The following is a 24,529-nucleotide window of genomic DNA, read 5'->3' on the forward strand; positions in this document are numbered from 1 at the left end:
ATGACCGAAGAGACGATCACCGAGATCCTGCCGCCCATCCGGCACTGGCCGGCCCTCGACCTGAGCGGGACCGACTTCGACCCGGTGCTCACCGAGCTGATGCGGGAGGGGCCGGTCACCCGGATCCAGCTGCCCAACGGCGAGGGCTGGGCCTGGCTGGTCACCCGGTACGACGACGTCCGGATGGTGACCAACGACCCCCGGTTCAGCCGGGAGGCCGTCATGGACCAGCCGGTCACCCGGCTCGCCCCGCACTTCATCCCCGAGCGGGGCGCCGTCGGTTTCCTGGACCCGCCGGACCACACCCGGCTGCGCCGCACGGTGGCCGCCGCGCTGACCTCGAAGGGCGTGGAGCGGGTGCGGGAGAAGTCCCGCCGGATGCTGGACGAACTGGTCGACGAGCTGGTGCAGGACGGGCCGCCCGCCGATCTCACCGCCACCGTGCTGACCCCGTTCCCCATCGCCGTGATCTGCGAGCTGATGGGCGTCCCGGCGGCCGACCGGCACGTCATGCACACGTGGACCCAGCTGATCCTGTCCTCCGCGCACGGCAAGCAAGTCAGCGAGAAGGCCAAGAAGGAGATGGGCGCCTACTTCGGCGATCTCATCGGGCTGCGGGAGGGCAGCACGGGCGAGGACGTCGCCTCACTGCTCGGCGCCGCGGTGGGCCGCGGCGAGGTGACGCTGGGCGAGGCCGTGGGGCTCGCGGTGCTGCTCCAGATCGGCGGCGAGGCGGTGACGAACAACAGCGGGCAGATGTTCTACCTGCTGCTGACCCGCCCGGACCTGGCGGACCGGCTGCGCACGGAACCGTCGATCCGCCCCCGGGCCATCGACGAACTGCTGCGCTACATCCCGCACCGCAACGCGGTCGGCCTGTCGCGGATCGCGCTGGAGGACGTGGGCATCCGGGGCGTGCGCATCCGGGCCGGCGACCCGGTCTACGTGTCGTACCTGGCCGCCAACCGCGATCCGGACGTCTTCCCGTTCCCGGAGACGATCGACTTCACCCGCAGCCCCAACCCGCATGTGTCCTTCGGCTTCGGCCCGCACTACTGCCCGGGCGGCATGCTGGCCCGGCTGGAGTCCGAACTGCTGGTGGACGCGCTGCTGGACCGGCTCCCGGGGCTGCGGCTGGCGGTCCCCGCGGACCAGGTCCCCTTCAAGAAGGGCGCGTTGATCCGCGGTCCCGAGGCGCTTCCGGTGACGTGGTGACGGCTCCCGAAGGGCTGCTGGTCCCCCCGGGGCACGGCCGGGTGGTGCAGACCCCCGCCCAGCACGTGACGTTCAAGGTGACCGGGTCGCACTCGCGCGCGGCCTCCACCTTCGAGGTCGTCGTCCCGCCCGGCTTCGACGTGGGCGCCCATGTGCACACCCGCAGCGAGGAGTTGTTCTACGTCCTCGAAGGCGAGCTGGACGTGCTCGCCTTCGAGCCGAGGGTGCGCACCCCCGACAACTGGCAGCACTGGGAGTCCAGTTCGGGCAGCCGGGTGGTACGGGCGACACCGGGCACGGTGATCGTCGTACCCCCGGGCTGTCCGCACGCGTTCGCGAACCCGACGGACACCCCGGCCAAGATGTTCTTCCAGGCGTCCCCGCCGCCGGATCACGAGCGGTACTTCGAGGAACTGCTCGAGATCCTGGGCGGCGGGGGCCCGCCGGATCACGCGGCGATCGAGGAGCTGCGCCGGCGGTACGACATCGAGCAGCTGACGCCGCTCAGGCACCGCTAGCGGATCGGCATCCCCGAGAGGGTGCGGGCGATGACCAGGCGCTGGATCTCGCTCGTGCCCTCGAAGATCGTGTAGATCGCGGCGTCGCGGTGCATGCGCTCGACCGGGTACTCGCGGGTGTAGCCGTTGCCGCCGAGGATCTGGACCGCCTGGGCGGTGACCTTCTTGGCCGTCTCGCTGGCGAACAGCTTCGACATCGAGCCCTCGGCCGCGGTGAACGGCTTGCCGTTGATCGCCATCCAGGAGGCGCGCCAGACCAGCAGCCGGGCGGCGTCGATGGACGTACGCATGTCGGCGAGCTGGAAGGCGACGCCCTGGTTGTCGATGATCGGGCGGCCGAACTGCTCGCGGGTCTTGGCGTAGTCGAGGGCGACCTCGTACGCGGCCCGGGCGGTGCCCACCGCCATCGCGCCGACCGCCGGGCGGGAGGCCTCGAACGTGGCCATCGCCGCGTTCTTCACGCGCTCGCCGCCCTGCTTGGCCCGCTCGCGGGCCCGGGCGAGGCGCTCGTCGAGCTTCTCCTTGCCACCGAGGAGGCAGGAGCCGGGCACGCGCACGTTCTCCAGGACGACCTCGGCGGTGTGCGAGGCGCGGATGCCGTGCTTCTTGAACTTCTGGCCCTGGGACAGGCCGGGGGTGTTCGGCGGGATGATGAAGGAGGCGTGGCCCTTGGAGCCGAGCTCCGCGTCGACCACGGCCACGACCACGTGGACGTTGGCGATGCCGCCGTTGGTCGCCCAGGTCTTGGTGCCGTTGAGCACCCACTCGTCCTTGGCCTCGTCGTACACCGCGCGGGTGCGCATCGAGGCCACGTCCGAACCGGCGTCCGGCTCGGAGGAGCAGAACGCGGCGACCTTGACGTCGTTGACGTCGCCGTACATCTGCGGGATCCAGGTGCCGATCTGCTCCTCGGTGCCGTTGGCGAGGACGCCGACGGCGGCGAGACCGGTGCCGACGATCGACAGCGCGATGCCCGCGTCGCCCCAGAACAGCTCCTCCATCGCCATGGGGATGCCGAGGCCGGTGGAGTCGAAGTACTGCTGGGCGTAGAAGTCGAGCGAGTAGATGCCGACCTTGGCGGCCTCCTGGATGACCGGCCAGGGAGTCTCCTCACGCTCGTCCCATTCGGCGGCCGCGGGGCGGATGACGTCGGCGGCGAAGCCGTGCAGCCAGTCCCGGACCTCCTTCTGTTCGTCGTTGAGCTCCATGGTGAACTCGGCCATGTCCCCTCCAGCGGCGGCGCAAATGCATGTTACTAGCGGTAACCCGAGTCTGTTACCGACCGGTAGGAAAAGTCAACTCCTGATGACACCTCGGCAGCCCGTTCGATGCATGAGGCATGGTGAGTGTTAGCTTGCGCAGGCATTACCGAATCAGCACGGGTGGGGAGAGCTCATGGACACCACGCAGCGGACCGATCAGCAACGGTCCGCCGACCGCCGTCGGCGCGAGCTGCTGGAGGCCGCGGACCGGGTGGTCCTGCGTGACGGACCGCAGGCCTCCATGAACGCGATCGCCGCGGAAGCGGGCATCACCAAGCCGATCCTCTACCGTCACTTCGGTGACAAGGGGGGACTCTACGCGGCGTTGGCCAAGCGGCATACAGACGCGCTGCTGGATTCTCTCCGGGCCGCGCTGGACGCGCCCGCGGAGCGGCGGGAGCGGGTGGAGGCCACGCTCGACACCTACCTCGCGGCGATCGAGGCGCGGCCTCAGGTGTACCGGTTCCTGATGCATCCCGCGGAGGGGGGTCAGGTCGGGGACCAGGGGTTCGACGTCGGCAAGCACTCGGCTCCGCTGCTGCGGCGGATGGGCGAGGAGTTGGCGCAGGTCATCGAGGACCGGGTGGATCTCGGGCCCGGGAGTCAGCAACTGGCTCGGGTGTGGGGGCACGGGATCGTCGGGATGATGCATGCGGCCGGGGACTGGTGGCTGGGGGAACGGCCTTGTTCTCGGGCTGAGTTGGTGCGGAGTCTGGCGGATCTGTTGTGGGGGCGGTTGGCTGCCGCAGGGGACAAGGTCGGTGGTCCCGGGTTCTGAAACCCCCTGGGGGCGCGGGGAACTGCGCGACCAGCCACCGACGGCCCGCAGCCGCACGAACTCAACGCCCCCACGGCGCCTTGGCGGCCTGCCGCAATACCCGTCGCTTCCGCCACCCCGTGAGGTGATCGACGTAGACCCGGCCCTCCACGTGGTCGCACTCATGCTGCAAGCACCTCGCGAACCAACCCGTGCCCTGCACCCGCACCGGCTCCCCCGTCATCGTGAAACCCTCCACCACCGCGTGGTCGTGGCGTTCCGTTCCCGCCTCCAGGCCCGGCAGGGACAGGCAGCCCTCCGGGCCCCGCAGCACCAGTCCGTCCGCCTCCACCAGGCGCGGGTTGACCACATGTCCCAGGTGCCGTACATCCTCGTCGTCCGGGCAGTCGTAGACGAACACCCGCAGCGGCTCGCCGATCTGGTTGGCGGCGAGGCCGACTCCCTGCGCCGCGTACATCGTCGCGAACAAGTCCTCCACGAGCGTCGCCAGTTCCGGGCCGAAGTCCGTGACGTCCTCGCACGGGGCGTGCAGGACGGGGTCACCGAGCAGGGTGAGGGGCCGGACCCGTCCACGGGTGCCCGGAATGGAGCTGTTTCGCATGGCCGCAAGGGTACGGCGATTCGGGACTGCGAATGGATCTCGATAGGCTGACCACCACCACGTTGCCGTCAGGCGCGGCGCGTACGCAAGGAGGATCGAGAACTGATGGCAGGCAACTCGGACCCGCTCACGCCGCGGGCCAAGATCGCCGTGACCGCGGGCAAGGCGGTCGCAGCGGCGTCGCGCGCCGCGGGGCGCGGCAGCGGTTCGGTGATCGGCGGCCGGGTGGCGCTCAAGCTCGACCCCGACCTCCTCGCCCGGCTCGCCCAGAACCTGGATGTGGTTCTTGTCTCGGCGACCAACGGCAAGACCACGACCACCAGGCTGATCGCCGAGGCGCTGCGGGCCGCCGGGCCCGTCGTGTCCAACGCGCTCGGCGCCAACATGCCCGCCGGCATCACCTCGGCTCTCGCCGGCAGCTCGGACGCCCGCTACGGCGTGATCGAGGTCGACGAGAAGTACCTCGCCGGCGTCGCCCGGGACACCGCGCCGAAGTGCATCGCGCTGCTCAACCTCTCCCGCGACCAGCTCGACCGTGCCGCCGAGACGCGCATGCTCGCCGAGGCCTGGCGTGAGGGGCTGGCCGGCAGCAAGGCCGTCATCATCGCCAACGCCGACGACCCGCTGGTCGTGTGGGCCGCCTCCTCCTCCCCCAACGTCGTCTGGGTCGCCGCCGGGCAGATGTGGAAGGACGACGCCTGGTCCTGCCCGTCCTGCGGTGGTGTGATGCAGCGGCCGGGCGACGACTGGTTCTGCGGGGAGTGCGGGTTCCGGCGGCCGACGCCGAGCTGGGCGCTGTCCGGGGACCACGTGCTGGACCCGCACGGTTCCGCCTGGCCGATCCATCTTCAGCTGCCCGGCCGCGCCAACAAGGCCAACGCCGCCTCCTCGGCCGCCGTCGCCGCCGTGTTCGGCGTACCGCCGCAGGTCGCGCTGGAGCGCATGTACCAGGTGCAGGCCGTCGCCGGGCGGTATGACGTGGTGCAGTTCCAGCAGCGTGATCTGCGGCTGCTGCTCGCGAAGAACCCGGCCGGCTGGCTCGAAACGTTCAGCCTCATCGATCCGCCGCCCACCCCGGTGATCCTCTCGGTGAACGCGCGCGGCGCCGACGGCACCGACACCTCCTGGCTGTGGGACGTCGACTACACGCGGCTGACCGGCCACCCGATCTGCGTCATCGGCGACCGCAAGCTCGACCTCGCGGTGCGTCTGGAAGTCGCCAACCAGCACTTCCAGGTCTGCGAGAACCTCGACCAGGCCGTGCAGCTGTGCCCGCCGGGCCGCATCGAGGTCATCGCCAACTACACCGCCTTCCAGGACCTGCGCCGCCGCGTCGGCAACTGACACTCAGGGGACTTTTGTGAGCGACAACCAGCTGCGGGTCGTCTGGATCTATCCCGACCTGCTCAGCACGTACGGCGACCAGGGCAACGTCCTGGTCGTGGAGCGCCGGGCGCGGCAGCGGGGCCTCGACGTGGCCCGCCTCGACGTGCGCAGCGACCAGCCGATCCCGACCTCCGGGGACATCTACCTCATCGGCGGCGGCGAGGACCGTCCGCAGCGGCTCGCGGCGGAGCGGCTGCGCCGGGACGGCGGACTGCACCGGGCGGTGGAGAACGGCGCGATCGTGTTCTCGGTGTGTGCCGGCTACCAGATCCTCGGGCACGAGTTCATCAACGACCTCGGCCAGCGTGAGCCGGGTCTCGGCCTGCTCGACGTGGTCTCGGTCCGTGGTGAGGGCGCGCGGTGCGTCGGTGACGTCCTCGCCGACATCGACCCGCGCCTCGGGCTGCCCCCGCTGACCGGCTTCGAGAACCACCAGGGCGTCACCCACCTCGGCCCCACCGCCCGCCCGCTCGCCAACGTCCGCCTGGGCAACGGCAACGGCACGGGAGACGGCACGGAGGGCGCGTACAACGACACGGTCTTCGGTACCTACATGCACGGTCCCGTGCTGGCGCGGAACCCGCTCATCGCCGACCTGCTGCTGAAGCTGGCGCTCGACGTGAACGCGCTGCCGCCGACCGACGACCGCTGGTACGAGGCGCTGCGCAACGAGCGCATCGCCTCCGCGCAGCAGCCCGCGTGAGCTGGGAGTTCACCAGTACTCAAGGGTCACTTCACCAGCCCGTCTGACGATGTGTCCGCACACCTGAGCGGGGCCGTCCAGCAGGCGGACGCACGGTTCGGTCCCGCCCCCTCCTGCCGCTAGGGTGGCGGGGATCGAGCCGGACAGCGTGGTCCGGTCCCCGGCCCACGTTGAGAAGGTTGTTTCGGGCTATGCGCATTGGTGTCCTCACGTCCGGCGGCGACTGCCCCGGCCTGAACGCCGTCATCCGGTCCGTCGTGCACCGTGCCGTCGCCGACCACGGCGACGAGGTCATCGGCTTCCGGGACGGCTGGAAGGGTCTCCTGGAGTGCGACTACCTCAAGCTCGACCTCGACGCGGTGGGCGGCATCCTCGCCCGCGGCGGCACCATCCTCGGCTCCTCCCGGGTCCAGCCCTCCCATCTGCGTGACGGAGTGGAGCGGGCCAAGGGACATGTCGCCGAGCTCGGCCTCGACGCGATCATCCCGATCGGTGGCGAGGGCACGCTGAAGGCGGCCCGGCTGATGTCCGACGCGGGGCTGCCGATCGTCGGCGTGCCGAAGACCATCGACAACGACATCGCGGTCACGGACGTCACCTTCGGCTTCGACACGGCCGTGGGCGTGGCCACGGAGGCCCTGGACCGGCTCAAGACCACCGCCGAGTCGCATCAGCGCGTGCTCGTCGTCGAGGTCATGGGGCGGCACACCGGCTGGATCGCGCTGCACTCCGGCATGGCGGCCGGCGCGCACGCCATCGTCGTGCCGGAACGGCCCTTCGACATCGAGGAGTTGGCGCGGCGGGTCGGCGAGCGGTTCGAGGCCGGCAAGCGGTTCGCGATCGTCGTCGCGGCGGAGGGCGCGAAGCCGGCGCCGGGGTCCATGGCGTTCGACGAGGGCGGCAAGGACATCTACGGGCACGAGCGCTTCGCCGGGATCGCGCGGCAGCTGTCCATCGAGCTGGAGCAGCGGCTGGGGAAGGAAGCGCGGCCGGTGATCCTGGGGCATGTGCAGCGGGGCGGTACGCCGACCGCGTACGACCGTGTTCTTGCCACGCGGTTCGGGTGGCATGCGGTGGAGGCCGTGCACCGGGGCGAGTTCGGTCACATGACCGCGCTGCGGGGGACGGACATCGTGATGGTGCCGTTGGCGGAAGCGGTGGAGACGTTGAAGACGGTTCCTGAGGAGCGGTACGCCGAAGCGGAGTGCGTCCTCTAGTCGTCTGGCGGGTGCGAGTCGTTCGTGGTGGCTCGCGCCCACGCGGCGGAGCCGCAAATTAATACAGCCCCGCGCCCCTGAGGGACATCAGCTTGCCCCCGGTGACAAAGGTCGCCGGGGGCAGTTCTAGTCTTGGGGCGGACGTAAGTGCACAACCCCCACGAATCAGGAGCCGGCGTAATGGATCACAGCGGGCACGGCATGACCATGGATCTGCCGCCGTTCACGCTGGGGCGGGGGCTTCAGTGGTCGGCCGACCCGTTCTTTCTCGTCGCCTGCCTGGTGGGGCTCGGGCTGTACGGGTACGGGGTCTTCCGGCTGCGGCGGCGTGGGGACGCCTGGTCGGCGGGGCGGACGGTGTCGTTCGTCGTCGGTGTGCTGACGATCATGCTCGTGATGTGCACCCGGCTCAACGACTACGGCATGGTCATGTTCAGCGTGCACATGGTGCAGCACATGGTCATCAGCATGCTGTCGCCGATCCTGATCCTGCTCGGCGCTCCCGTGACCCTCGCGCTGCGGGTGCTGCCCGCCGCCGGCAAGGGGCGCAAGGGGCCGCGCGAGCTGCTGCTGGCGCTGCTGCACAGCCGGTACATGCGGATCATCACGCACCCGGCGTTCACGATCCCGCTGTTCATCGCGAGCCTGTACGCGCTGTACTTCACTCCGCTCTTCGACTTCCTGATGGGGTCCAGGACCGGGCACCTCGCGATGATGGTGCACTTCCTCGCGGTGGGTGTCGTCTTCTTCTGGCCGATCATCGGTGTCGACCCGGGGCCGCACCGGCCGGGTTATCTGATGCGGATGCTGGAGCTGTTCGCGGGCATGCCGTTCCACGCGTTCTTCGGGATCGCGTTGATGATGGCGTCGACCCCGATGGTCGAGACGTTCAAGAATCCGCCCGCCTCGCTCGGTATCGACGCGCTCTCGGACCAGAACGCCGCGGGCGGGATCGCCTGGGCGTTCAGTGAGATCCCGTCCGTGCTGGTGCTGCTCGCGCTGCTGTTCCAGTGGTACGGCTCGGAGCAGCGGCAGGCCCGGCGCAAGGACCGGGCCGCCGACCGGGACGGCGACAAGGAACTCGAGGCATACAACGCCTATTTGGCCTCATTGAACGCACGTGGGCGCTGAAAGGCCTTTTGGGACTGGGTCATTCAGTAGCATGAAGCGCGTTGGGGGAACCGCCGGGGGGAGCGGTGATGACATTTCGCGCATTTATGCAAAGGCTCGCGGCAAAGGTCGCGTGTCTGTTGGTTCTCGTTCTCGCGGTGAGTGGCTGCGACAGAGGTACGCCTTCGCTGGTGGTGAAGGCGGTCGCGGCCGGGGTGCCGTCACTCGCGCCGTTCTTCGACGAGCGGAGCGGACTCGGCGAGGACGCGCCGGACGTCAAGGCGCAGCCCGTGCGAGGCAGCCTTCAGCAGGGCGACACTCCGGGGCTGTACGGCGGCTCGAAGCAACCGACCGTCTGTGACGTCAAGAAACTCAAGGCATTCCTCACCGATCCCGGGAACGACCAGAAGGCACAGGCGTGGGCGCGTGCCCTGGGAATCACCACCGGTGAGATACCGGAATATCTGGATCGACTCACACCGGTTCTGCTGCGTCACGACACTCTCGTCAAGAATCACGACTACAAAAAGGGAAAGGCCGTTCCCTACGACTCGCTGCTCCAGGCCGGAATCGCGATTCTCGTCGATCACCGGGGACAGCCGGCCGTGAAGTGCAGCTGCGGAAATCCCCTGCGTCCTTTCACGGGTGACACGAACCGTATCTCGGTCAAGTTCGAGGACGGGAACAAGGAGTGGAAGGGGTACGACCGTTCCTCGGTCGTGGCGGTGCGGCCCGCGGCCCGTCCGCTGGAGAAGATCGCCCTGGTCGACGTGGACGATCCCGACCGCGGGATCAACCGGCCGGTCGGCACCGGGGGCGCGAAGGACGCCGCCTTCGACACCCGGAAGACCGAGGCCGTCCCCGGTCTTGCGGGGAAGACCTTCGGTGAGGCCCGGCAGGCGCTGGCCGACAAGGGCCTCGCGGCCGGGTACGACACCGGGTCGGTGCCGGCGGACAGCGCGCGGGTCACGGCGACCGACCCGCCGGCCGGGACCGAGCTGCGGTTCGGGCAGTACGTGATGCTGAGCGTGGCGGAGGGTTCGTCGCCCGGAGACGGCGACACCACCTCTCCCCCGCCGTCGGAGCCCTCGCTGTCCGGGCCGTCGACGCCCGGTACCTCGGCGCCGGAATCGAGCGGCAGCACGTCGAAGTCGCCGTCGACCAGTCCCTCGACCAGCCCCTCGACGAGCACACCGTCCGGCCCGTCGACGTCGACGTCGACGTCCACGCCCCCGTCGACCCCGACCTCACCGTCGACCTCGCCGTCGACCGTGACCAGCGCACCGCCGCCGTCCCCGCCACCGCCGGAGACCACGAGCGCTCCCCCGGTGACGACCAGCGCGCCGCCGGTGACGACCGCCGCCCCGCCGCCGGTCACGACCGTCGTGCCGCCGCCCAGCACCGAGTCCGCGCCCGAGGAGCCCACCGCAAGCGTCGCCACGTAGCGCCCCCGCAGAACCCGGGAGTCACCGGATGCCTTCAGGACCATCGACATCGGGAGTGGGCCGGGTCATCGCCGGCCGCTATCTGCTGCTGAACCAGCTCGGCAGCGGCGGCATGGGCCATGTGTGGCTCGCCCACGACCAGAGACTCGCCTGCGAGGTCGCGCTCAAGGAGATCGTCTTCCGGGACCCGTCCGAGGCCGGTCACGAGCGGGAGGCCCGGGTCGCGCGGGCTCGCGCGGAGGCCCGGCACGCGGCCGGGCTGCGCGGTCATCCGCATGTGGTGACCGTGCACGACGTGCTGGAGCACGACGGGCTGCCCTGGATCGTCATGGAGTACGTGCCGGGCGCGGTCGACCTGCGTGAGCTGATCGCCCGGCGCGGCCCGCTGGCGCCCGCCGAGTGCGCCCGCATCGGGCTCGCCGTCCTCGACGCGCTGACCGCAGGCCACGAGCGGGGCGTCATGCACCGGGACGTGAAACCGGCGAACATCCTGCTCGCGCCGGACCGCGGCGGGGCGCCGTACGGCCGCGTCCTGCTCACCGACTACGGCATCTCGGTGCAGCCGGACGCCGGGGAGACGCGGTACACGCTGACGTCGGTGCTGGTCGGTACGGCCGGTTATCTGGCGCCGGAGCGGGCCACGGGCGGCTCGCCCACGCCGGCCGCCGACCTGTTCTCGCTGGGGTGCACGCTCTACCACGCGGTGGAGGGATGCGGTCCCTTCGAGCGCGACTCGCACTTCGCGGAGATCAGCGCGGTGGTGACGGAGGAGCCGCGGCCACCGGTGCGGGCGGGCGCCCTGGCCCCCGTACTGGCGGCGATGCTGGTCAAGGAGCCGGAGCTGCGGATCTCCGCCGCGCAGACGGAGACGGCGCTGTCGCAGATCGTCACGCCGCAGGCCGATCCGTTCACCCGGACCCAGACCGACCTGGGCTCACAGCCGCCGTGGGCGCAGCCGGCGCCGCCACCGCCCAGTCCGCCGGCAGCGCCTCCGCTGGTCACCAGTGGTGGCGGGAGTCGGCGCCGTACCCGTCCGCGGGCCCTGCACTCGGCCCTCGCCGGTCTGCTGGGCCTTGCGCTCGCCGGGGGCGGGGTCTGGTACGCCGTGGCGCAGCAGCCGCCCGGGGGCGGTGGTGGCGACGCGACGGCATCGCCGTACGGGACGGACGTCGGGCTCGGCAGAGCCCTGCGCGACGGTGACTGTGTGACCGTGGACTGGCCGGGCGGGGTGCCCTTCCAGGGGACGCCGCAGGTGGCGCTGGACGCGCAGTGCGGCGGGCCGCCGGACGGGCAGGTGATGGCCTTCGTCGCCGCCGCGTCGGCGGCCGAGGCGCGGGATCGGGGTCCGGCGCGCTGCGAGGAGGTGACCCAGGAGATCCGCGGGAAGCTGGCCGATGTGCGCGGTCTCGCCCTCGTACCGACCGCGCAGGGGTTCACGGCCTCGGGACGCCGTACGGCATGTCTGGTGGTGGGCGCGCACGGGCCGGTGTACGGGCCGCTCGGCGGGCACCGGAAGCCGGGGACGAAGTTCCTCGACGTGTCGTCCATGCAGAAGCGGGACTGTCTGGAGGTGCGGTCCAACCGGGACGCGCGGCTGGTGTCCTGTGCGGGGCCGCACGACGAGGAGGTCCTCGGGTTCACCCGACTGGCCCAGGACGTGACGCTGGAGGAGGCCGGCGCCGAGGCGGCGGACCTGGCCTGCGGCAAGGATGTGGCGCCGGGCGAGTACGGGTTCGATCCGTCGGTGTACCGGGCGGGGTCCTGGACGAGCGAGGGCCCGTGGAAGGCGGGCACGCATTTCGTCGTCTGCACCGTCAGGAAGCAGAACGGGGGCACCATGGAGGGGGACGGATCCTGAGGAATCCCGAGGAGGGTGTCGCGATGCCCGGTTCCACGGACGGCTCGACCAGAACGATGGGGGTGCTCACCGTCGGCGGACTCGTCGTGGTGACCGCCTACACGGTGGCGCTCGGCAGCAACGGCTGGCTGTGGTTCGGCTGGGTCGTGCTGGGACTGATCACGCTCGGGATGGTCGTCACCCGCAGTACCTGAGCCCGGCCGACGCCTAGTGGACGCCCGGCTGGTACTTCGGCAGCCGGGCGGTGATCCTCATGCCGGCGCCGACGGCGGTCTCGATGACGAGGCCGTGGTCGTCGCCGTACACCTGGCGCAGCCGGTCGTCGACGTTGGACAGCCCGATGCCGCCCGAGGGGCTGACCTCGCCGGCGAGGATGCGGCGCAGTACGGAGGGGTCCATTCCCGCGCCGTCGTCCTCGATGACGACGAGGGCTTCGGCGCCCGCGTCCTGTGCCGTGATCTGGATGTGGCATTTGTCCGTCTTGCCTTCCAGGCCGTGCTTGACGGCGTTCTCCACGAGCGGCTGGAGGCACAGGAAGGGCAGCGTGACCGGCAGTACCTCGGGGGCGATCTGCAGGGTGACGGAGAGGCGGTCGCCGAAGCGGGCTCTCACCAGCGCCAAGTAGTGGTCGATGGCGTGGAGTTCGTCGGCGAGGGTGGTGAAGTCGCCGTGCCGGCGGAAGCTGTAGCGGGTGAAGTCGGCGAACTCCAGGAGCAGTTCGCGGGCGCGCTCGGGGTCGGTGCGGACGAACGACGCGATGACCGCGAGGGAGTTGAAGATGAAGTGCGGGGAGATCTGGGCGCGCAGGGCCTTGATCTCGGCCTCGATGAGGCGGGTGCGGGACCGGTCGAGGTCGGCGAGTTCCAGCTGGACGGAGACCCAGCGGGCGACCTCTCCAGCGGCCCGCACCAGCACGGCCGACTCGCGGGGCGCACAGGCCACGAGGGCGCCGTGGACCCGGTCGTCGACGGTGAGCGGGGCGACCACCGCCCAGCTCACGGTGCAGTCGAGGGCGTCGCAGGTCAGCGGGAAGGCCTCGCCGCGGCCGGTCTCCAGCGGCCCGGCGAGGCGTTTCATGATCTCGTCGCGGTGATGGCCGCCGACGCCGTCCCAGACGAGGACCCGCTCCTGGTCGGTCAGGCACAGGGCGTCCGTGCCGAGCAACGTCCGTAGCCTGCGGGCCGACTTGCGGGCCGTCTCCTCCGTCAGTCCCGCGCGCAGCGGCGGCGCGGCGAGGGACGCGGTGTGCAGGGTCTCGAAGGTGGCGTGCTCGACGGGCGTGCCGAGGCCGCCGAGGTTCTCGGAGCGCGCGGTACGGCGGCCGAGCCAGAAGCCGGCGGCGAGCAGGGGCAGGATCGCCACGCACAGCCCGGCGAGGAATCCGCTCATCGCCCCGCCTCCCCGGTGTGCTCGCGGCATGCGCTCATGCCTTCACCTCCGTCCGCAGCTCCTCCGGCAGATGGAACCGGGCCAGGATCGCCGCCGTCCCGGCCGGGACCTTGCCGGGGGTCGCCAGGGACACCAGCACCATGGTGAGGAACCCCAGCGGCACCGACCAGAGGGCCGGCCAGGCGAGCAGGGCGCGCACCGCGCCGGAACCGGGGAATCCGGCCATGGTCGCCGCGACCGCCACCAGCGCGGAGCCGCCGCCGATCAGCATCCCGGCCGCCGCGCCCGGCGGGGTGAGCCGCCGCCACCAGATGCCGAGCACGAGCAGCGGGCAGAAGGAGGAGGCGGACACGGCGAACGCCAGGCCCACCGCGTCGGCGACCGGCAACCCGCCGACCAGGGCGCTCGCCGCCAGCGGTACGGCCATGGCGATGACCGTGCCGAGGCGGAAGTGCCGCACGCCCCGCGACGGCAGCACGTCCTGGGTGAGCACGCCCGCGACGGCCATGGTCAGCCCGGAGGCGGTGGAGAGGAACGCGGCGAAGGCACCTCCGGCGACCAGCGCGCCGAGCAGGTCGCCGCCGAGGCCGCCGATCACCCGGTCCGGCAGCAGCAGGACGGCGGCGTCCGCGTCCCCGGTGAGGGTGAGCTCGGGGGCGTAGAGGCGGCCGAGGGCGCCGTAGACGGGCGGCAGCAGGTAGAAGGCGCCGATCAGGCCCAGTACGGCGACGGTGGTGCGGCGGGCGGCGACGCCGTGCGGGCTGGTGTAGAAGCGGACGACGACGTGCGGCAGGCCCATGGTGCCGAGGAAGGTCGCGAGGATCAGGCCGTACGTGGCGTACAGCGGGCGTTCGCCGCGGCTCTCGGCCTGGGAGGGCGACAGGCCGGCGTCGCTGCGGCGGTCGGCCTCGGGGACGGGGTCGCCCGCGGCGAAGGTGAGCAGGGTGCCGGCGTCGATGTGATGGGTGCCGGGGCCGAGACGGAGCTCGGTGTCCGTGTGAGTGCGGCCGTCCACCGTGCCGTCGACCGTGACGGCCAGCGGGCGGTCGAGCTTCAGGTCGAGGCTGTCGCCGACGCGGACCACGCGCTGCTCGCGGAAGGTCGCCGGTTCCTCGAAGGCGTGGCTGGGGGCGCCGTCGCCCTGCCAGGCGAGGATCAGGAAGAGGGCGGGGACGAGGAGGGCGGTGAGCTTGAGCCAGTACTGGAAGGCCTGCACGAAGGTGATGCTGCGCATGCCGCCGGCGGCGACGGTGGCGACGACCACGACGGCGACGATGATGCCGCCGAGCGAGTCCGGCGCCCCGGTCAGCACCTGCAACGTCAGCCCGGCGCCCTGGAGTTGGGGCAGCAGGTACAGCCAGCCGACCCCGACGACGAAGGCCCCCGCCAGTCGCCGTACCGCCTGCGAGGCGAGCCGGGCCTCGGCGAAGTCGGGGAGCGTGTACGCGCCGGAGCGACGCAGCGGGGCGGCGACGAAGAGCAGGAGGACCAGGTATCCGGCGGTGTAGCCGACCGGGTACCAGAGCATGTCCGGGCCCTGGACGAGGACGAGTCCGGCGATGCCGAGGAACGAGGCCGCCGACAGGTACTCGCCGCTGATGGCGGCCGCGTTCAGCCGTGGCCCCACGGTGCGGGAGGCGACGTAGAAGTCGGAGGTGGTGCGGGAGATGCGCAGGCCGAAGGCGCCGACGAGGACGGTGGCGACGACGACGAGGGCGACCGCCGGAACGGCGTAACTGGAGTTCATCGGTCCTCTACGAGCCGCACGAAGTCCCGCTCGTTGCGTTCCGCGCGCCGCACGTACCAGCGGGCGAGCAGCACCAGCGGGACGTAGACGCCGAAGCCGAGGACCGCCCACTCCAGCCGGCGGGCGTCGGGCAGCGCGGCGAACAGCAGCGGGAGCGGGCCGATGAGGAGGCCGAGGACGGCGAACACGGTGAGTCCGGCGCGGAGTTGGCTGCGCATGAGGGAGCGGACGTAGGTGTGGCCGAGGGTGGTCTGTTCGTCGATCTCGGTGCGCGGGCGGTAGTAGCCGGACGCGCGCCGGGTGCGGCGGGGCGGGCCGGTGACGACGACCCGGCGTTCGGAGGGGTCCTGGTGCGGCATGTCAGGTCCTCCGCATCAGCAGGTCGCGCAGTTCGCGGGCGTGGCGCCGGCTGACCTGGAGTTCCTCGGAGCCGACCAGGACGCTGACCGTGCCGGCGTCGAGGCGGAGTTCGCCGATGTGGCGCAGGGCGACCAGATGGCGGCGGTGGATGCGGACGAAGCCGCGGGAGCGCCAGCGCTCCTCCAGGGCGGACAGCGGGATGCGGACCAGATGGCTGCCCCTGGTGGTGTGCAGCCGGGCGTAGTCGCCCTGGGCCTCCACATGGGTGATGTCCTCGACGGAGACGAAGCGGGTCACGCCGCCGAGCTCGACGGGTATGTGGTCGGGGTCGGGTTCGTGCACGGGGATGCGGGGGGCCTGCTCGTCGGGTTCGGCGGGGCGTCGTACGAGTTCGGCGGCGCGTCGTACGGCCTCGGCGAGCCGTTCCTTGCGGACCGGCTTGAGGACGTAGTCGACGGCCTTGAGGTCGAAGGCCTGGACGGCGAAGTCCTCGTGGGCGGTGACGAACACGACCAGCGGGGGCTTGGCGAAGCCGGTGAGCAGCCGGGCCAGGTCGAGGCCGTCGAGGCCGGGCATGTTGATGTCGAGGAAGACGACGTCGATCGCCTCCGGGCCGTCCGGCCCCGACTCCAGCGCGCGGTTGATACGGCGCAGCGCCTCGGTCGCGTCGCCGGCGCCCGCCGCGCTGCCGATGCGGGGGTCGGCGTTGAGGAGGTAGAGCAGTTCCTCCAGCGAGGGGCGTTCGTCGTCGACAGCCAGGGCGCGCAGCATGAACCCGGAGTGTAGGAGTAATTCGTACGTCTGGACATGTGCCGAGGCGTGGACGTTCCCGCTGGGTATCGTGCCGCCATGAACAGCAGGCCCCCCGCGTTCGACGCACTCGACCGGAAGATCATCAGCGCGCTGATGGCGAACGCCCGGACGTCCTTCGCGGAGATCGGCGCCGCGATCGGACTGTCCTCCACGGCCGTCAAACGGCGGGTCGACCGGCTCCGGGAGACCGGGGTCATCACCGGGTTCACGGCGACCGTGCAGCCGTCCGCGCTGGGCTGGCGCACCGAGGCGTACGTCGAGGTGTACTGCGAGGGCGCGGCCCCGCCGCGGCGGCTCGCGGAGGTGGTGCGCAACCATCCGGAGATCACGGCGGCGATGACGGTGACCGGGGGCGCGGACGCGCTGCTGCATGTGCGGGCGCGGGACGTGGAGCACTTCGAGGAGGTGCTGGAACGCATCCGCGTGGAGCCCTTCATCCGCAAGACGATCAGCGTGATGGTGCTGTCCCATCTGCTCCCGGAGAGCCCCGAGGCGGGCGCCACCCAGCCGGCTCCCGCACCCTCACCCTCGTCCTCACCCGAATAAACATCCGAGCACGCAGCGAAGCTGCGCGCTCACGGTCGAAGACGCAGCATTCCTGCGCAGACACGCAATTCTCGTTGCTTGTCGGGTGTGACCGTCACTTCCTACCTTGGTGTCAACCCCAGTCGACACCGCAGGAAGCGGAGGAACCCCTCTGTGTCCGACTCCCGTGTGCCGCGCCGACGGCGATTCCTCGTCTGCGAACCCAGACATTTCGCCGTGCAGTACGCGATCAATCCCTGGATGCAACCCGATGTCCGCGTCGACGTGGACCTGGCCCGGGAACAGTGGCAGGCGCTGATCGGCGCCTACCGGGCCCACGGCCACACCGTCGACAGCGTGGAGCCGGCCCCCGGTCTCCCGGACATGGTCTTCGCGGCGAACTCGGCGGTCGTCGTGGACGGCCGCGTCTTCGGCTCCCTCTTCCACGCGCCCGAGCGGCGCCCCGAGTCCACGCACTACGACACCTGGTTCAAGGCGGCCGGCTTCGACGTCCACCGCCCCGAGTCGGTCTGCGAGGGCGAGGGCGATCTGGTCTGGACGGGCCGGTACATGCTGGCCGGCACCGGATTCCGTACCACCCGGGAGGCGCACCGCGAGGTGCAGGAGTTCTTCGGGCACCCGGTGATCAGCCTGACGCTGGTGGACCCGCGCTTCTACCACCTGGACACCGCGCTGTTCGTCCTCGACGACTCCGCCGAGGGCAACAACATCTCCTACTACCCGGAGGCGTTCTCGCCGGGCAGCCGGGAGGTGCTGGCGCGCCTGTTCCCGAACGCGGTGCTGGCCACCCTGGACGACGCGCTGGCCTTCGGTCTGAACTCCGTGTCCGACGGCCGGAACGTCTTCATCGCGCCCCAGGCCGAGTCCCTGTCCGCCGCCCTCGCCGACCGCGGCTATGTCCCCGTGCCCGTCGACCTGTCCGAGTTCCGCAAGGCAGGCGGCGGCATCAAGTGCTGCACTCAGGAGATCCGTTCATGACCGCTCCCGTGACCACGCGCACCTCCGCCGACCTGATCCGCGCCGAAGAGCCGGTCCTGGCGCACAACTACCACCCGCTTCCGGTGGTCGTCGCCCGCGCCGAGGGCACCTGGGTCGAGGACGTCGAGGGCCGCCGCTACCTGGACATGCTGGCGGGGTACTCGGCCCTCAACTTCGGCCACCGCCATCCGGCCCTGATCGAGGCCGCCCACCGCCAGCTGGACCGCCTCACCCTCACCTCCCGCGCCTTCCACAACGACAAGCTGGCCGAATTCGCCGAGCGGCTGGCCGAGTTGACCGGCCTGGACATGGTGCTGCCGATGAACACGGGCGCCGAGGCGGTCGAGTCCGGCATCAAGGTGGCCCGCAAATGGGCGTACGACGTGAAGGGCGTCCCGGCCGACCGGGCGACGATCGTCGTCGCGGCGGAGAACTTCCACGGCCGTACGACGACGATCGTGTCGTTCTCCACGGACGAGACGGCGAGGGCGGGCTTCGGCCCCTTCACGCCGGGCTTCCGGATCGTGCCCTACAACGACCTCGCGGCCCTGGAAGCGGCGGTCGACGAGACGACGGCCGCGGTGCTGCTGGAGCCGATCCAGGGCGAGGCCGGCGTGATGATCCCCGACGACGGCTATCTGACCGGCGTCCGCGAGCTGACCCGCCGCAAGGGCTGCCTCTTCATCGCCGACGAGATCCAGTCGGGCCTCGGCCGCACGGGCCGCACCCTCGCCGTGGACCACGAGTCGGTCGTGCCGGACGTCCTGCTCCTGGGCAAGGCGCTGGGCGGCGGCATCGTGCCGGTGTCGGCGGTGGTGGCCCGGCGTGACGTCCTGAGCGTGCTGCGCCCCGGCGAGCACGGCTCGACGTTCGGCGGCAACCCGCTCGCGGCGGCGGTCGGCACGGCGGTGGTGGAACTCCTGGAGACGGGCGAATTCCAGCACCGGGCCACCGAGTTGGGCGTGGTCCTGCGCGACGGCCTGACCGAACTGGTCGGCAAGGGCGTCCTCGGCTTCCGCGCGCGGGGCCTGTGGGCGGGCGTCGACATCGACCCGGCCTTCGGCACCGGCCGCGAGATCGGCGAACGGCTGCTGCGGGAAGGGGTGTTGGTGAAGGACACTCACGGCTCGACGATCCGACTGGCACCGCCGCTGACCATCACGGCGGACGAACTCACCGGTGCGCTGGGGGCGTTGGAGAAGGTGCTGACGCGGGACTGAGCTGAAGGTGCGGCTCTCCGGTGACGGAGAGCCGCACCTCGTCCCGCACAAGACCCCCGCGTCCGCCACTCATGCACGTGTTTCCGTCATCGTGCACTCGATCACGTTGCCGCCGAACCTCACCCGCACCAGGCTGGGTCCCCCGCGGTCATCCCCACCCGCGCCCCGTTCCCCGCGCTCCCGCATGCACCTACACTGGCACCCCCACGACACGCCGGTTGACCTGCTGGAACGCGGCGGTTGAGCCGATATGCCGGAGTGAGGAGCGTCCCCTTGTTCTATTACCTGCTCAAGTACGTGTTGCTGGGTCCCCTGTTGAGACTGGTCTTCCGGCCTCGGATCGAGGGTCTTGAGCATGTGCCGGCCAGCGGCGCCGCCATCATCGCGGGCAACCATCTGTCCTTCTCGGACCACTTCCTGATGCCGGCGATCCTCAAGCGGCGCATCACGTTCCTCGCGAAGAAGGAGTACTTCACCGGGCCCGGCGTGAGGGGCCGGCTCACGGCGTTCTTCTTCCGCAGCGCCGGGCAGATCCCGGTCGACCGCACCGGCAAGGAGGCGGGGCAGGCGGCCATCCGCGAAGGGCTCGGCGTGCTCGCCAAGGACGAGCTGCTGGGGATCTACCCGGAGGGCACCCGGTCGCACGACGGGCGGCTGTACAAGGGCAAGGTCGGCGTCGCGGTCATGGCGCTCAAGGCCGGGGTGCCCGTCATCCCCTGCGCGATGATCGGCACCTTCGAGGCGCAGCCGCCCGGCAAGGTCATCCCCAACATCCACCCCGTGGTCATCCGCTTCGGCAAGCCCCTCGACTTCTCCCGCTACGCCGGCATGGAGAACGAGAAGGCGATCCTGCGCGCCATCACCGACGAGATCATCTACGCCATCCTCAGCCTCTCCGGCCAGGAGTACGTCGACGAGTACGCGGCCGTCGTCAAGGCGCAGGAGGCCGAGGCCAAGGCGGAGAAGGAGCGGCGGTTCCCGCGGATGCCGCTCGGGTGAGGCCGCCCGGGGTGAGCTCTGCCGTGGGCTCTGCTGTGGGCTCTGCCGTGGGCTCTGCTGTGGGCAGAGATCCCCGCGCGGGTCGGCCCGGTCGTCGTAGCGTCGCCGTATGACACGACGTGCTGTGGTGATCGGGGCCGCCGGACAGATCGGGCGGGCGGCGGTGGGTGTGCTCGCCCGCGACGGGTGGGACGTCACCGCCCTCTCGCGGGGTGGTGGGCGCGACGACGGGTGGCCCGGGGAGGTCCGGGCCGTGCCGGGCGACCGGGAGGACGACGCCGTGCTCGCCGAGGTCGTCGGTGACGGATGCGAAGTCGTCGTCGACGTCGTCGCCTACGGAGGCGGCCACGCTCGGCAGTTGGTCTCGCTCGCCGACCGGATCGGGTCCGCCGTCGTCATCTCCAGTGTGTCGGTGTACGAGGACGACAAGGGGCGGAACTTCGACACGCAGGAGGAACCGGACGGCTTCCCCGAGTACCCCGTGCCGATCACCGAGCAGCAGCGCACGGTCCGGGCCGGTGACACCTCGTACAGCACGCGCAAGGTCGTCCTCGAACGTGAACTGCTCGCCGCCGGTGAGCAGTTGCCCACGACCCTGTTGCGGGCCGGTGCCATCCACGGGCCGTACTGCCGGTCGCCGCGCGAGCTGTACTTCGTCAAGCGCAACCTCGACGGACGGACCCGGCGGGTCCTCGCCTACGGCGGGGAGAGCCGGTTCCACCCGGCGAGCGTCCACAACATCGCGGAGTTGATCCGGCTGGCCGCCGCCCGCCCGGGCAGCCGTGTCCTCAACGCGGTCGATCCGGACGCGCCGACGGTGGCGGAGATCGCGCGGGCCGTCGATGCGGTGATGGGGGTGGAGGAGCGGGAGGATGTCCTCGTCGACGGGCCGCCGCCCGTGCCCACCGTCGGGGACACCCCGTGGTCCGTGCCCGTGCCGGTGGTGTGCGACATGTCCGCCGCCGAGCGGGAGTTGGGGTACCGGGCAGTGGTGCGGTACGCCGACCGGCTGGCCGAGACCGTCGCCTCGATCGAGGCTCGACTGGCCGGGCGGGACTGGCGGGAGGCGTACCCGAAGATGCTCCAGGCGTACGGGGACCTCTTCGACTACGCGGCGGAGGACGCCTGGTTCAGGGCATGAGAAAGGGGCGGCCCGTCTCCGGGCCGCCCCTGCCTGTCACACCCTTACGGCTTCGGCGTGGCGTGCGGTCCGCACGTCACGTCGGCGGCGTCCAGCGTGCCGCTGAGCAGGTAGGCGTCCACCCGCGTGTTGATGCACGGGTTGACCAGGCTGGTCACACCGTGGGAGCCCGCGTCCTTCTCGGTGATCAGACGGGAGCCCTTGAACCGCTTGTGCAGCTCGACCGCACCGCCGTACGGCGTCGCCGCGTCCCGCTCGGACTGCACGATCAGCACACCGGGCAGGCCCTTGCCGGTCTTCACGTCCACCGGCGTCTGCTGCTTGACCGGCCAGGTGGCGCAGGGCAGGTTCATCCAGGCGTTGGCCCAGGTGAGGAACGGGTAGTCCTTGTGCAGGCGGGTGTTGTCCCGGTCCCACTTCTTCCAGCTCGTGGGCCACTTGGCGTCGGTGCACTCGACGGCCGTGTAGACGGCGTTGCCGTTCTCCGAGGAGATGTTGCCCGCGGTGTCGGTGAGGTCGGGCGCGGCCGCGTCGACGACCGCCTGGGTGTCACCGGCGAAGTACTTGCTGAGCACCGTGGCGGTGGAGACCCACGCGGAGTCGTAGTACGGGGCACTCTGGAAGAAGCCGATCAGCTCGGCCGGGCCGACCACGCCACCGATCGGGCTCTTCTTCGCCGTGGCCCTCAACTCCAGCCACTTCGCCTGGACTTCGGCACGGGTGGTGCCGAGGTGGAAGGCGGCGTCGTTGGCGGCAACCCAGTCCTGCCAGTCGTTCCAGCGCTTCTCGAAGGCGACGTCCTGGTCGAGGTTGGCCTCGTACCAGATCTTCTCGCGCGACGGGTTGACGACGCTGTCGACGACCATGCGACGGACGTGGCCCGGGAACAGCGTGCCGTAGACGGCGCCGAAGTAGGTGCCGTAGGAGACGCCGAGGAAGTTGAGCTTCTTCTCGCCGAGCGCGGCGCGGATGACGTCCAGGTCACGTGCGCTGTTCGGCGTGGTCATGTGCGGCAGCATCTCGCCGCTGCGCTTGTAGCAGCCCTCGGCGTACTCGCGGGCCAGCTTGCGCTGGGCGAGCTTGTCGGCCTCGGAGTCGGGCACCGGGTCCATCTTGGGCGCCTTGACGAACTCCTGCGGGTCGATGCAGGAGATGGGCGCCGAGTGGCCGACACCGCGCGGGTCGAAGCCCACGAAGTCGTACGCCTTGGACGTGTTGACCCACACCGGCGCCTTGGTGGTGACCCGGCGCGGGAAGCGCAGGCCCGAGGCGCCCGGTCCGCCGGGGTTGTAGACGAGCGCGCCCTGGCGCTCGGCGGGGGTCCCGGTGTTGCCGATGCGGTCGACGGCGAGCTTGATCTGCTTGCCGTTGGGCTTGGCGTAGTCGAGCGGCACGGTGACCCAGCCGCACTGGATGGGCTTCTCCAGCCCCCAGTCGGCGGGGCAGTCCTGCCAGTCGATGCCGGCCTTCTCGGCCCGGGCGGCGGCGATGGCGGCGCCGCGGGCCTCACGGTCCTGGCCGTGCCGTGCGCCCGCGTTCGCGTTGGCGGTGGGCGCCGCCACGGCCCCGGCTATCAGGGTCGCCGTGACGAGCACTCCGGCCGAGCCGAAAGCCGTGGCCCGCCTTGTCGGTCTGTGGCGCTTCAAGTGCGACCTCCCCGTACGTCTTTGATGAGTACGGAGATCCTGTCGGCTGTGGGTTCCCTGAGAACAGGGTCCGTGGGCTTTTCTTTACCAATCCGATAAACGGAGAGGCGCGTTCGCTACCCGATCTTCGGCGCCCGGCCTACGGAACCCGGCCTTCGTCACCCGAGCGACGTCAGGGCCTCGTCCAGCAGTCTCCGCAGCCGCAGCGCGTCGGGCGCCACGGCACTGACCAGGGCGGCGGGTCCGGCCAGCGGCATGACCACGGCACCGTCCCCCAGCACCCGGGCAGCCACCGGATGCGCGGTGAACTCGGGTCGTACGACGACGAGTTGCCCGACCGCTCGATGCCCCGCCAGCACGGCCGGGCCGTCCCAGCCGCCGGGCGCCCCGGGCCCGCAGGCGAGTTCCTGGTCCAGCACGGTCCGCCCGCCGACCCGCAGCACCAGCCGGCTGCTCAGCCGCCCCGGCTCCTCGCCGACCCGCCCGAGCACCTGCTCCTCGCGCAGCACGAGCCGACCGTACGCACCGACGTCGAGGTGTGTCGAGACGTACAGTTCACTGCCGTTCGCGGAGATCAACTGCGCGGGCAGCCAGTGCAGTTCACCGCCGTCGGCGACGGTGAGGCGGACGTCGTAGCGTGCCTCGCCCTTGGCCTGCCCGGGCAGGGCGATGGTGGCGGCGGCCGACCCGAGGTGCAGCCGGGCGCCCTCCTCCACCGTCGCCGCGACGGTGAAGTGGTCGCCGCCGAGCGGCCCGCTCATCGCGCCGACGAGCATGACCCGCGCCTCGGTGCCGCTCCCCCGCGTCCGGCGCAGCGCCAGCGGCCCGTCGCCCTCCAGCACGGGGAGCGAGGTGCCGCCGCGCCCGTCGTCGCGGGCGAGAATCCGCGCGGTCGCCTGTACGCCGCCGCTCATGCCGTCCACGCGGCGAGCTGCGCCCGCACCCACGCGGCGACGTCCGTGACTCCGGCCTCGGTCCGCAACGACTGGAAGACGACCGGCAGTTCGGCGCGCTGCGCCTTGGCGTCGGCCGCCATCCGCGCGAGGTCCGAGCCGACGTACGGGGCGAGGTCGGTCTTGTTGACGACGAGCAGGTCGGCGGTGGTGACGCCGGGACCGCCCTTGCGCGGGATGTCGTCCCCGCCCGCCACGTCGATCACGAAGATCTGCGCGTCGACGAGCCCCTTGGAGAAGGTGGCGGTGAGGTTGTCGCCCCCGCTCTCGACGAGCACGAGGTCCAGCGGCCCGACCTCGTCCTCCAGGTCCTCGACGGCTTCGAGGTTGGCGGAGATGTCGTCCCGGATCGCGGTGTGCGGGCAGGCGCCCGTCTCCACGGCGGTGATCCGCTCGGGCGGCAGCACGGCCTCCCGGAGCAGGAACTCGGCGTCCTCGCGGGTGTAGATGTCATTGGTGACGACGGCGAGGGACAGCTCGTCGCGCAGGGCGCGGCACAGCGCGGCGACCGTGGCGGTCTTGCCGGAACCGACGGGGCCGCCGAGGCCGATCCGCAGGGCGCGGCGGGCGCCGTCGGGGCGGTGCGCGTCCGCGCTGACAGCGGCGGGGCCGTCGTGGGAGTGGTCGAGATGCATGATTACGGC

Annotated in this window: 24 protein-coding genes; 15 read left to right on the plus strand and 9 right to left on the minus strand. The window is 71.1% G+C overall.

Annotated elements, in window-relative coordinates:
• Positions 1-1,215 (plus strand): cytochrome P450, encoded by a 1,215-nt coding sequence (locus tag EJC51_RS08475; RefSeq protein WP_126270498.1) that lies wholly within the window; start codon positions 1-3, stop codon positions 1,213-1,215.
• Complete coding sequence (locus EJC51_RS08480; protein ID WP_126270499.1) at positions 1,212-1,733, plus strand: cupin domain-containing protein; 522 nt, start codon at positions 1,212-1,214, stop codon at positions 1,731-1,733. The genes EJC51_RS08475 and EJC51_RS08480 overlap by 4 nt, the downstream gene beginning before the upstream one ends.
• Here EJC51_RS08480 and EJC51_RS08485 read toward each other — a convergent pair.
• The gene (locus tag EJC51_RS08485) at positions 1,730-2,956 is read right to left on the minus strand and encodes an acyl-CoA dehydrogenase family protein (RefSeq protein WP_079309504.1); all 1,227 of its coding nucleotides are present in this window, start codon (positions 2,954-2,956) and stop codon (positions 1,730-1,732) included. The genes EJC51_RS08480 and EJC51_RS08485 overlap by 4 nt on opposite strands.
• Before the next feature lie 172 nt (positions 2,957-3,128).
• On the opposite strand from EJC51_RS08485, the gene EJC51_RS08490 reads away from it, so the two are divergent.
• A complete protein-coding gene (locus tag EJC51_RS08490; protein ID WP_097260971.1) occupies positions 3,129-3,773 on the plus strand; it encodes a TetR/AcrR family transcriptional regulator in 645 nt (214 codons plus the stop codon).
• Between the two features lie 61 nt (positions 3,774-3,834).
• Here the strand turns inward: EJC51_RS08490 and def are convergent, their stop codons facing one another.
• Positions 3,835-4,374, minus strand: coding sequence for a peptide deformylase (def, locus tag EJC51_RS08495; protein ID WP_126270500.1), 540 nt, complete (start codon positions 4,372-4,374; stop codon positions 3,835-3,837).
• Between the two features lie 105 nt (positions 4,375-4,479).
• Here def and EJC51_RS08500 point away from each other — a divergent pair, with 105 nt between their 5' ends.
• The 7 genes from EJC51_RS08500 (at position 4,480) to EJC51_RS08530 (ending at position 12,287) form a co-directional block, all read left to right on the plus strand.
• On the plus strand, positions 4,480-5,718 hold the full coding sequence (locus EJC51_RS08500) for a MurT ligase domain-containing protein (RefSeq protein ID WP_126270501.1): 1,239 nt from the start codon (positions 4,480-4,482) through the stop codon (positions 5,716-5,718).
• Positions 5,719-5,734: 16 nt separating this feature from the next.
• Complete coding sequence (locus EJC51_RS08505) at positions 5,735-6,463, plus strand: type 1 glutamine amidotransferase (protein ID WP_097260974.1); 729 nt, start codon at positions 5,735-5,737, stop codon at positions 6,461-6,463.
• A 191-nt stretch (positions 6,464-6,654) separates the two neighbouring features.
• On the plus strand, positions 6,655-7,680 hold the full coding sequence (locus tag EJC51_RS08510; protein ID WP_079309500.1) for a 6-phosphofructokinase: 1,026 nt from the start codon (positions 6,655-6,657) through the stop codon (positions 7,678-7,680).
• Between the two features lie 180 nt (positions 7,681-7,860).
• Positions 7,861-8,811 (plus strand): cytochrome c oxidase assembly protein, encoded by a 951-nt coding sequence (locus EJC51_RS08515; RefSeq protein WP_126270502.1) that lies wholly within the window; start codon positions 7,861-7,863, stop codon positions 8,809-8,811.
• A gap of 86 nt (positions 8,812-8,897) precedes the next feature.
• Positions 8,898-10,235, plus strand: coding sequence for a DUF6777 domain-containing protein (locus tag EJC51_RS08520; protein WP_341870638.1), 1,338 nt, complete (start codon positions 8,898-8,900; stop codon positions 10,233-10,235).
• A 28-nt stretch (positions 10,236-10,263) separates the two neighbouring features.
• Entirely contained in the window at positions 10,264-12,093 is a 1,830-nt protein-coding gene (locus EJC51_RS08525; protein WP_126270504.1) for a serine/threonine-protein kinase, read from the plus strand.
• 23 nt (positions 12,094-12,116) lie between these two features.
• Entirely contained in the window at positions 12,117-12,287 is a 171-nt protein-coding gene (locus tag EJC51_RS08530; RefSeq protein WP_015662072.1) for a hypothetical protein, read from the plus strand.
• A gap of 13 nt (positions 12,288-12,300) precedes the next feature.
• Here the strand turns inward: EJC51_RS08530 and EJC51_RS08535 are convergent, their stop codons facing one another.
• The 4 genes from EJC51_RS08535 to EJC51_RS08550 are packed head-to-tail and all read right to left on the minus strand — an operon-like array spanning position 12,301 to position 16,360.
• A complete protein-coding gene (locus tag EJC51_RS08535; protein WP_126270505.1) occupies positions 12,301-13,482 on the minus strand; it encodes a sensor histidine kinase in 1,182 nt (393 codons plus the stop codon).
• Positions 13,483-13,516: 34 nt separating this feature from the next.
• Positions 13,517-15,229, minus strand: a complete 1,713-nt coding sequence (locus EJC51_RS08540; protein ID WP_126270506.1) for a sodium/solute symporter — start codon at positions 15,227-15,229, stop codon at positions 13,517-13,519.
• Positions 15,226-15,588 (minus strand): hypothetical protein, encoded by a 363-nt coding sequence (locus tag EJC51_RS08545; protein ID WP_126270507.1) that lies wholly within the window; start codon positions 15,586-15,588, stop codon positions 15,226-15,228. The genes EJC51_RS08540 and EJC51_RS08545 overlap by 4 nt, the downstream gene beginning before the upstream one ends.
• Before the next feature lies 1 nt (position 15,589).
• Positions 15,590-16,360, minus strand: a complete 771-nt coding sequence (locus EJC51_RS08550) for a LytR/AlgR family response regulator transcription factor (RefSeq protein ID WP_126270508.1) — start codon at positions 16,358-16,360, stop codon at positions 15,590-15,592.
• Positions 16,361-16,438: 78 nt separating this feature from the next.
• On the opposite strand from EJC51_RS08550, the gene EJC51_RS08555 reads away from it, so the two are divergent.
• From EJC51_RS08555 to EJC51_RS08575, 5 genes are all read left to right on the plus strand, one after another.
• Positions 16,439-16,948 carry an Lrp/AsnC family transcriptional regulator gene (locus EJC51_RS08555; RefSeq protein WP_126270509.1) on the plus strand — a complete coding sequence of 170 codons (510 nt, stop codon included), beginning with the start codon at positions 16,439-16,441 and terminating at the stop codon, positions 16,946-16,948.
• A 153-nt stretch (positions 16,949-17,101) separates the two neighbouring features.
• Positions 17,102-17,926, plus strand: coding sequence for a dimethylargininase (gene ddaH / locus EJC51_RS08560; protein WP_126270510.1), 825 nt, complete (start codon positions 17,102-17,104; stop codon positions 17,924-17,926).
• Positions 17,923-19,146, plus strand: a complete 1,224-nt coding sequence (gene rocD / locus EJC51_RS08565) for an ornithine--oxo-acid transaminase (protein WP_126270511.1) — start codon at positions 17,923-17,925, stop codon at positions 19,144-19,146. The genes ddaH and rocD overlap by 4 nt, the downstream gene beginning before the upstream one ends.
• A gap of 273 nt (positions 19,147-19,419) precedes the next feature.
• Positions 19,420-20,145: a lysophospholipid acyltransferase family protein gene (locus tag EJC51_RS08570; protein WP_126270512.1), complete on the plus strand. Its 726-nt coding sequence runs from the start codon at positions 19,420-19,422 to the stop codon at positions 20,143-20,145.
• Positions 20,146-20,269: 124 nt separating this feature from the next.
• Positions 20,270-21,286, plus strand: a complete 1,017-nt coding sequence (locus EJC51_RS08575; RefSeq protein ID WP_165951415.1) for an NAD-dependent epimerase/dehydratase family protein — start codon at positions 20,270-20,272, stop codon at positions 21,284-21,286.
• A gap of 44 nt (positions 21,287-21,330) precedes the next feature.
• Here EJC51_RS08575 and EJC51_RS08580 read toward each other — a convergent pair whose 3' ends face one another.
• The 3 genes from EJC51_RS08580 to ureG form a co-directional block, all read right to left on the minus strand.
• Positions 21,331-22,932 carry an alpha/beta hydrolase gene (locus EJC51_RS08580; RefSeq protein WP_126270514.1) on the minus strand — a complete coding sequence of 534 codons (1,602 nt, stop codon included), beginning with the start codon at positions 22,930-22,932 and terminating at the stop codon, positions 21,331-21,333.
• 158 nt (positions 22,933-23,090) lie between these two features.
• Positions 23,091-23,846 (minus strand): urease accessory protein UreD, encoded by a 756-nt coding sequence (locus EJC51_RS08585; RefSeq protein ID WP_126270515.1) that lies wholly within the window; start codon positions 23,844-23,846, stop codon positions 23,091-23,093.
• On the minus strand, positions 23,843-24,520 hold the full coding sequence (gene ureG, locus EJC51_RS08590; RefSeq protein WP_126270516.1) for an urease accessory protein UreG: 678 nt from the start codon (positions 24,518-24,520) through the stop codon (positions 23,843-23,845). Before ureG ends, EJC51_RS08585 begins: the two co-directional genes overlap by 4 nt.
• Positions 24,521-24,529 lie beyond the last annotated feature (9 nt).

Source organism: Streptomyces aquilus, assembly GCF_003955715.1.
GTDB lineage: Bacteria > Actinomycetota > Actinomycetes > Streptomycetales > Streptomycetaceae > Streptomyces > Streptomyces aquilus.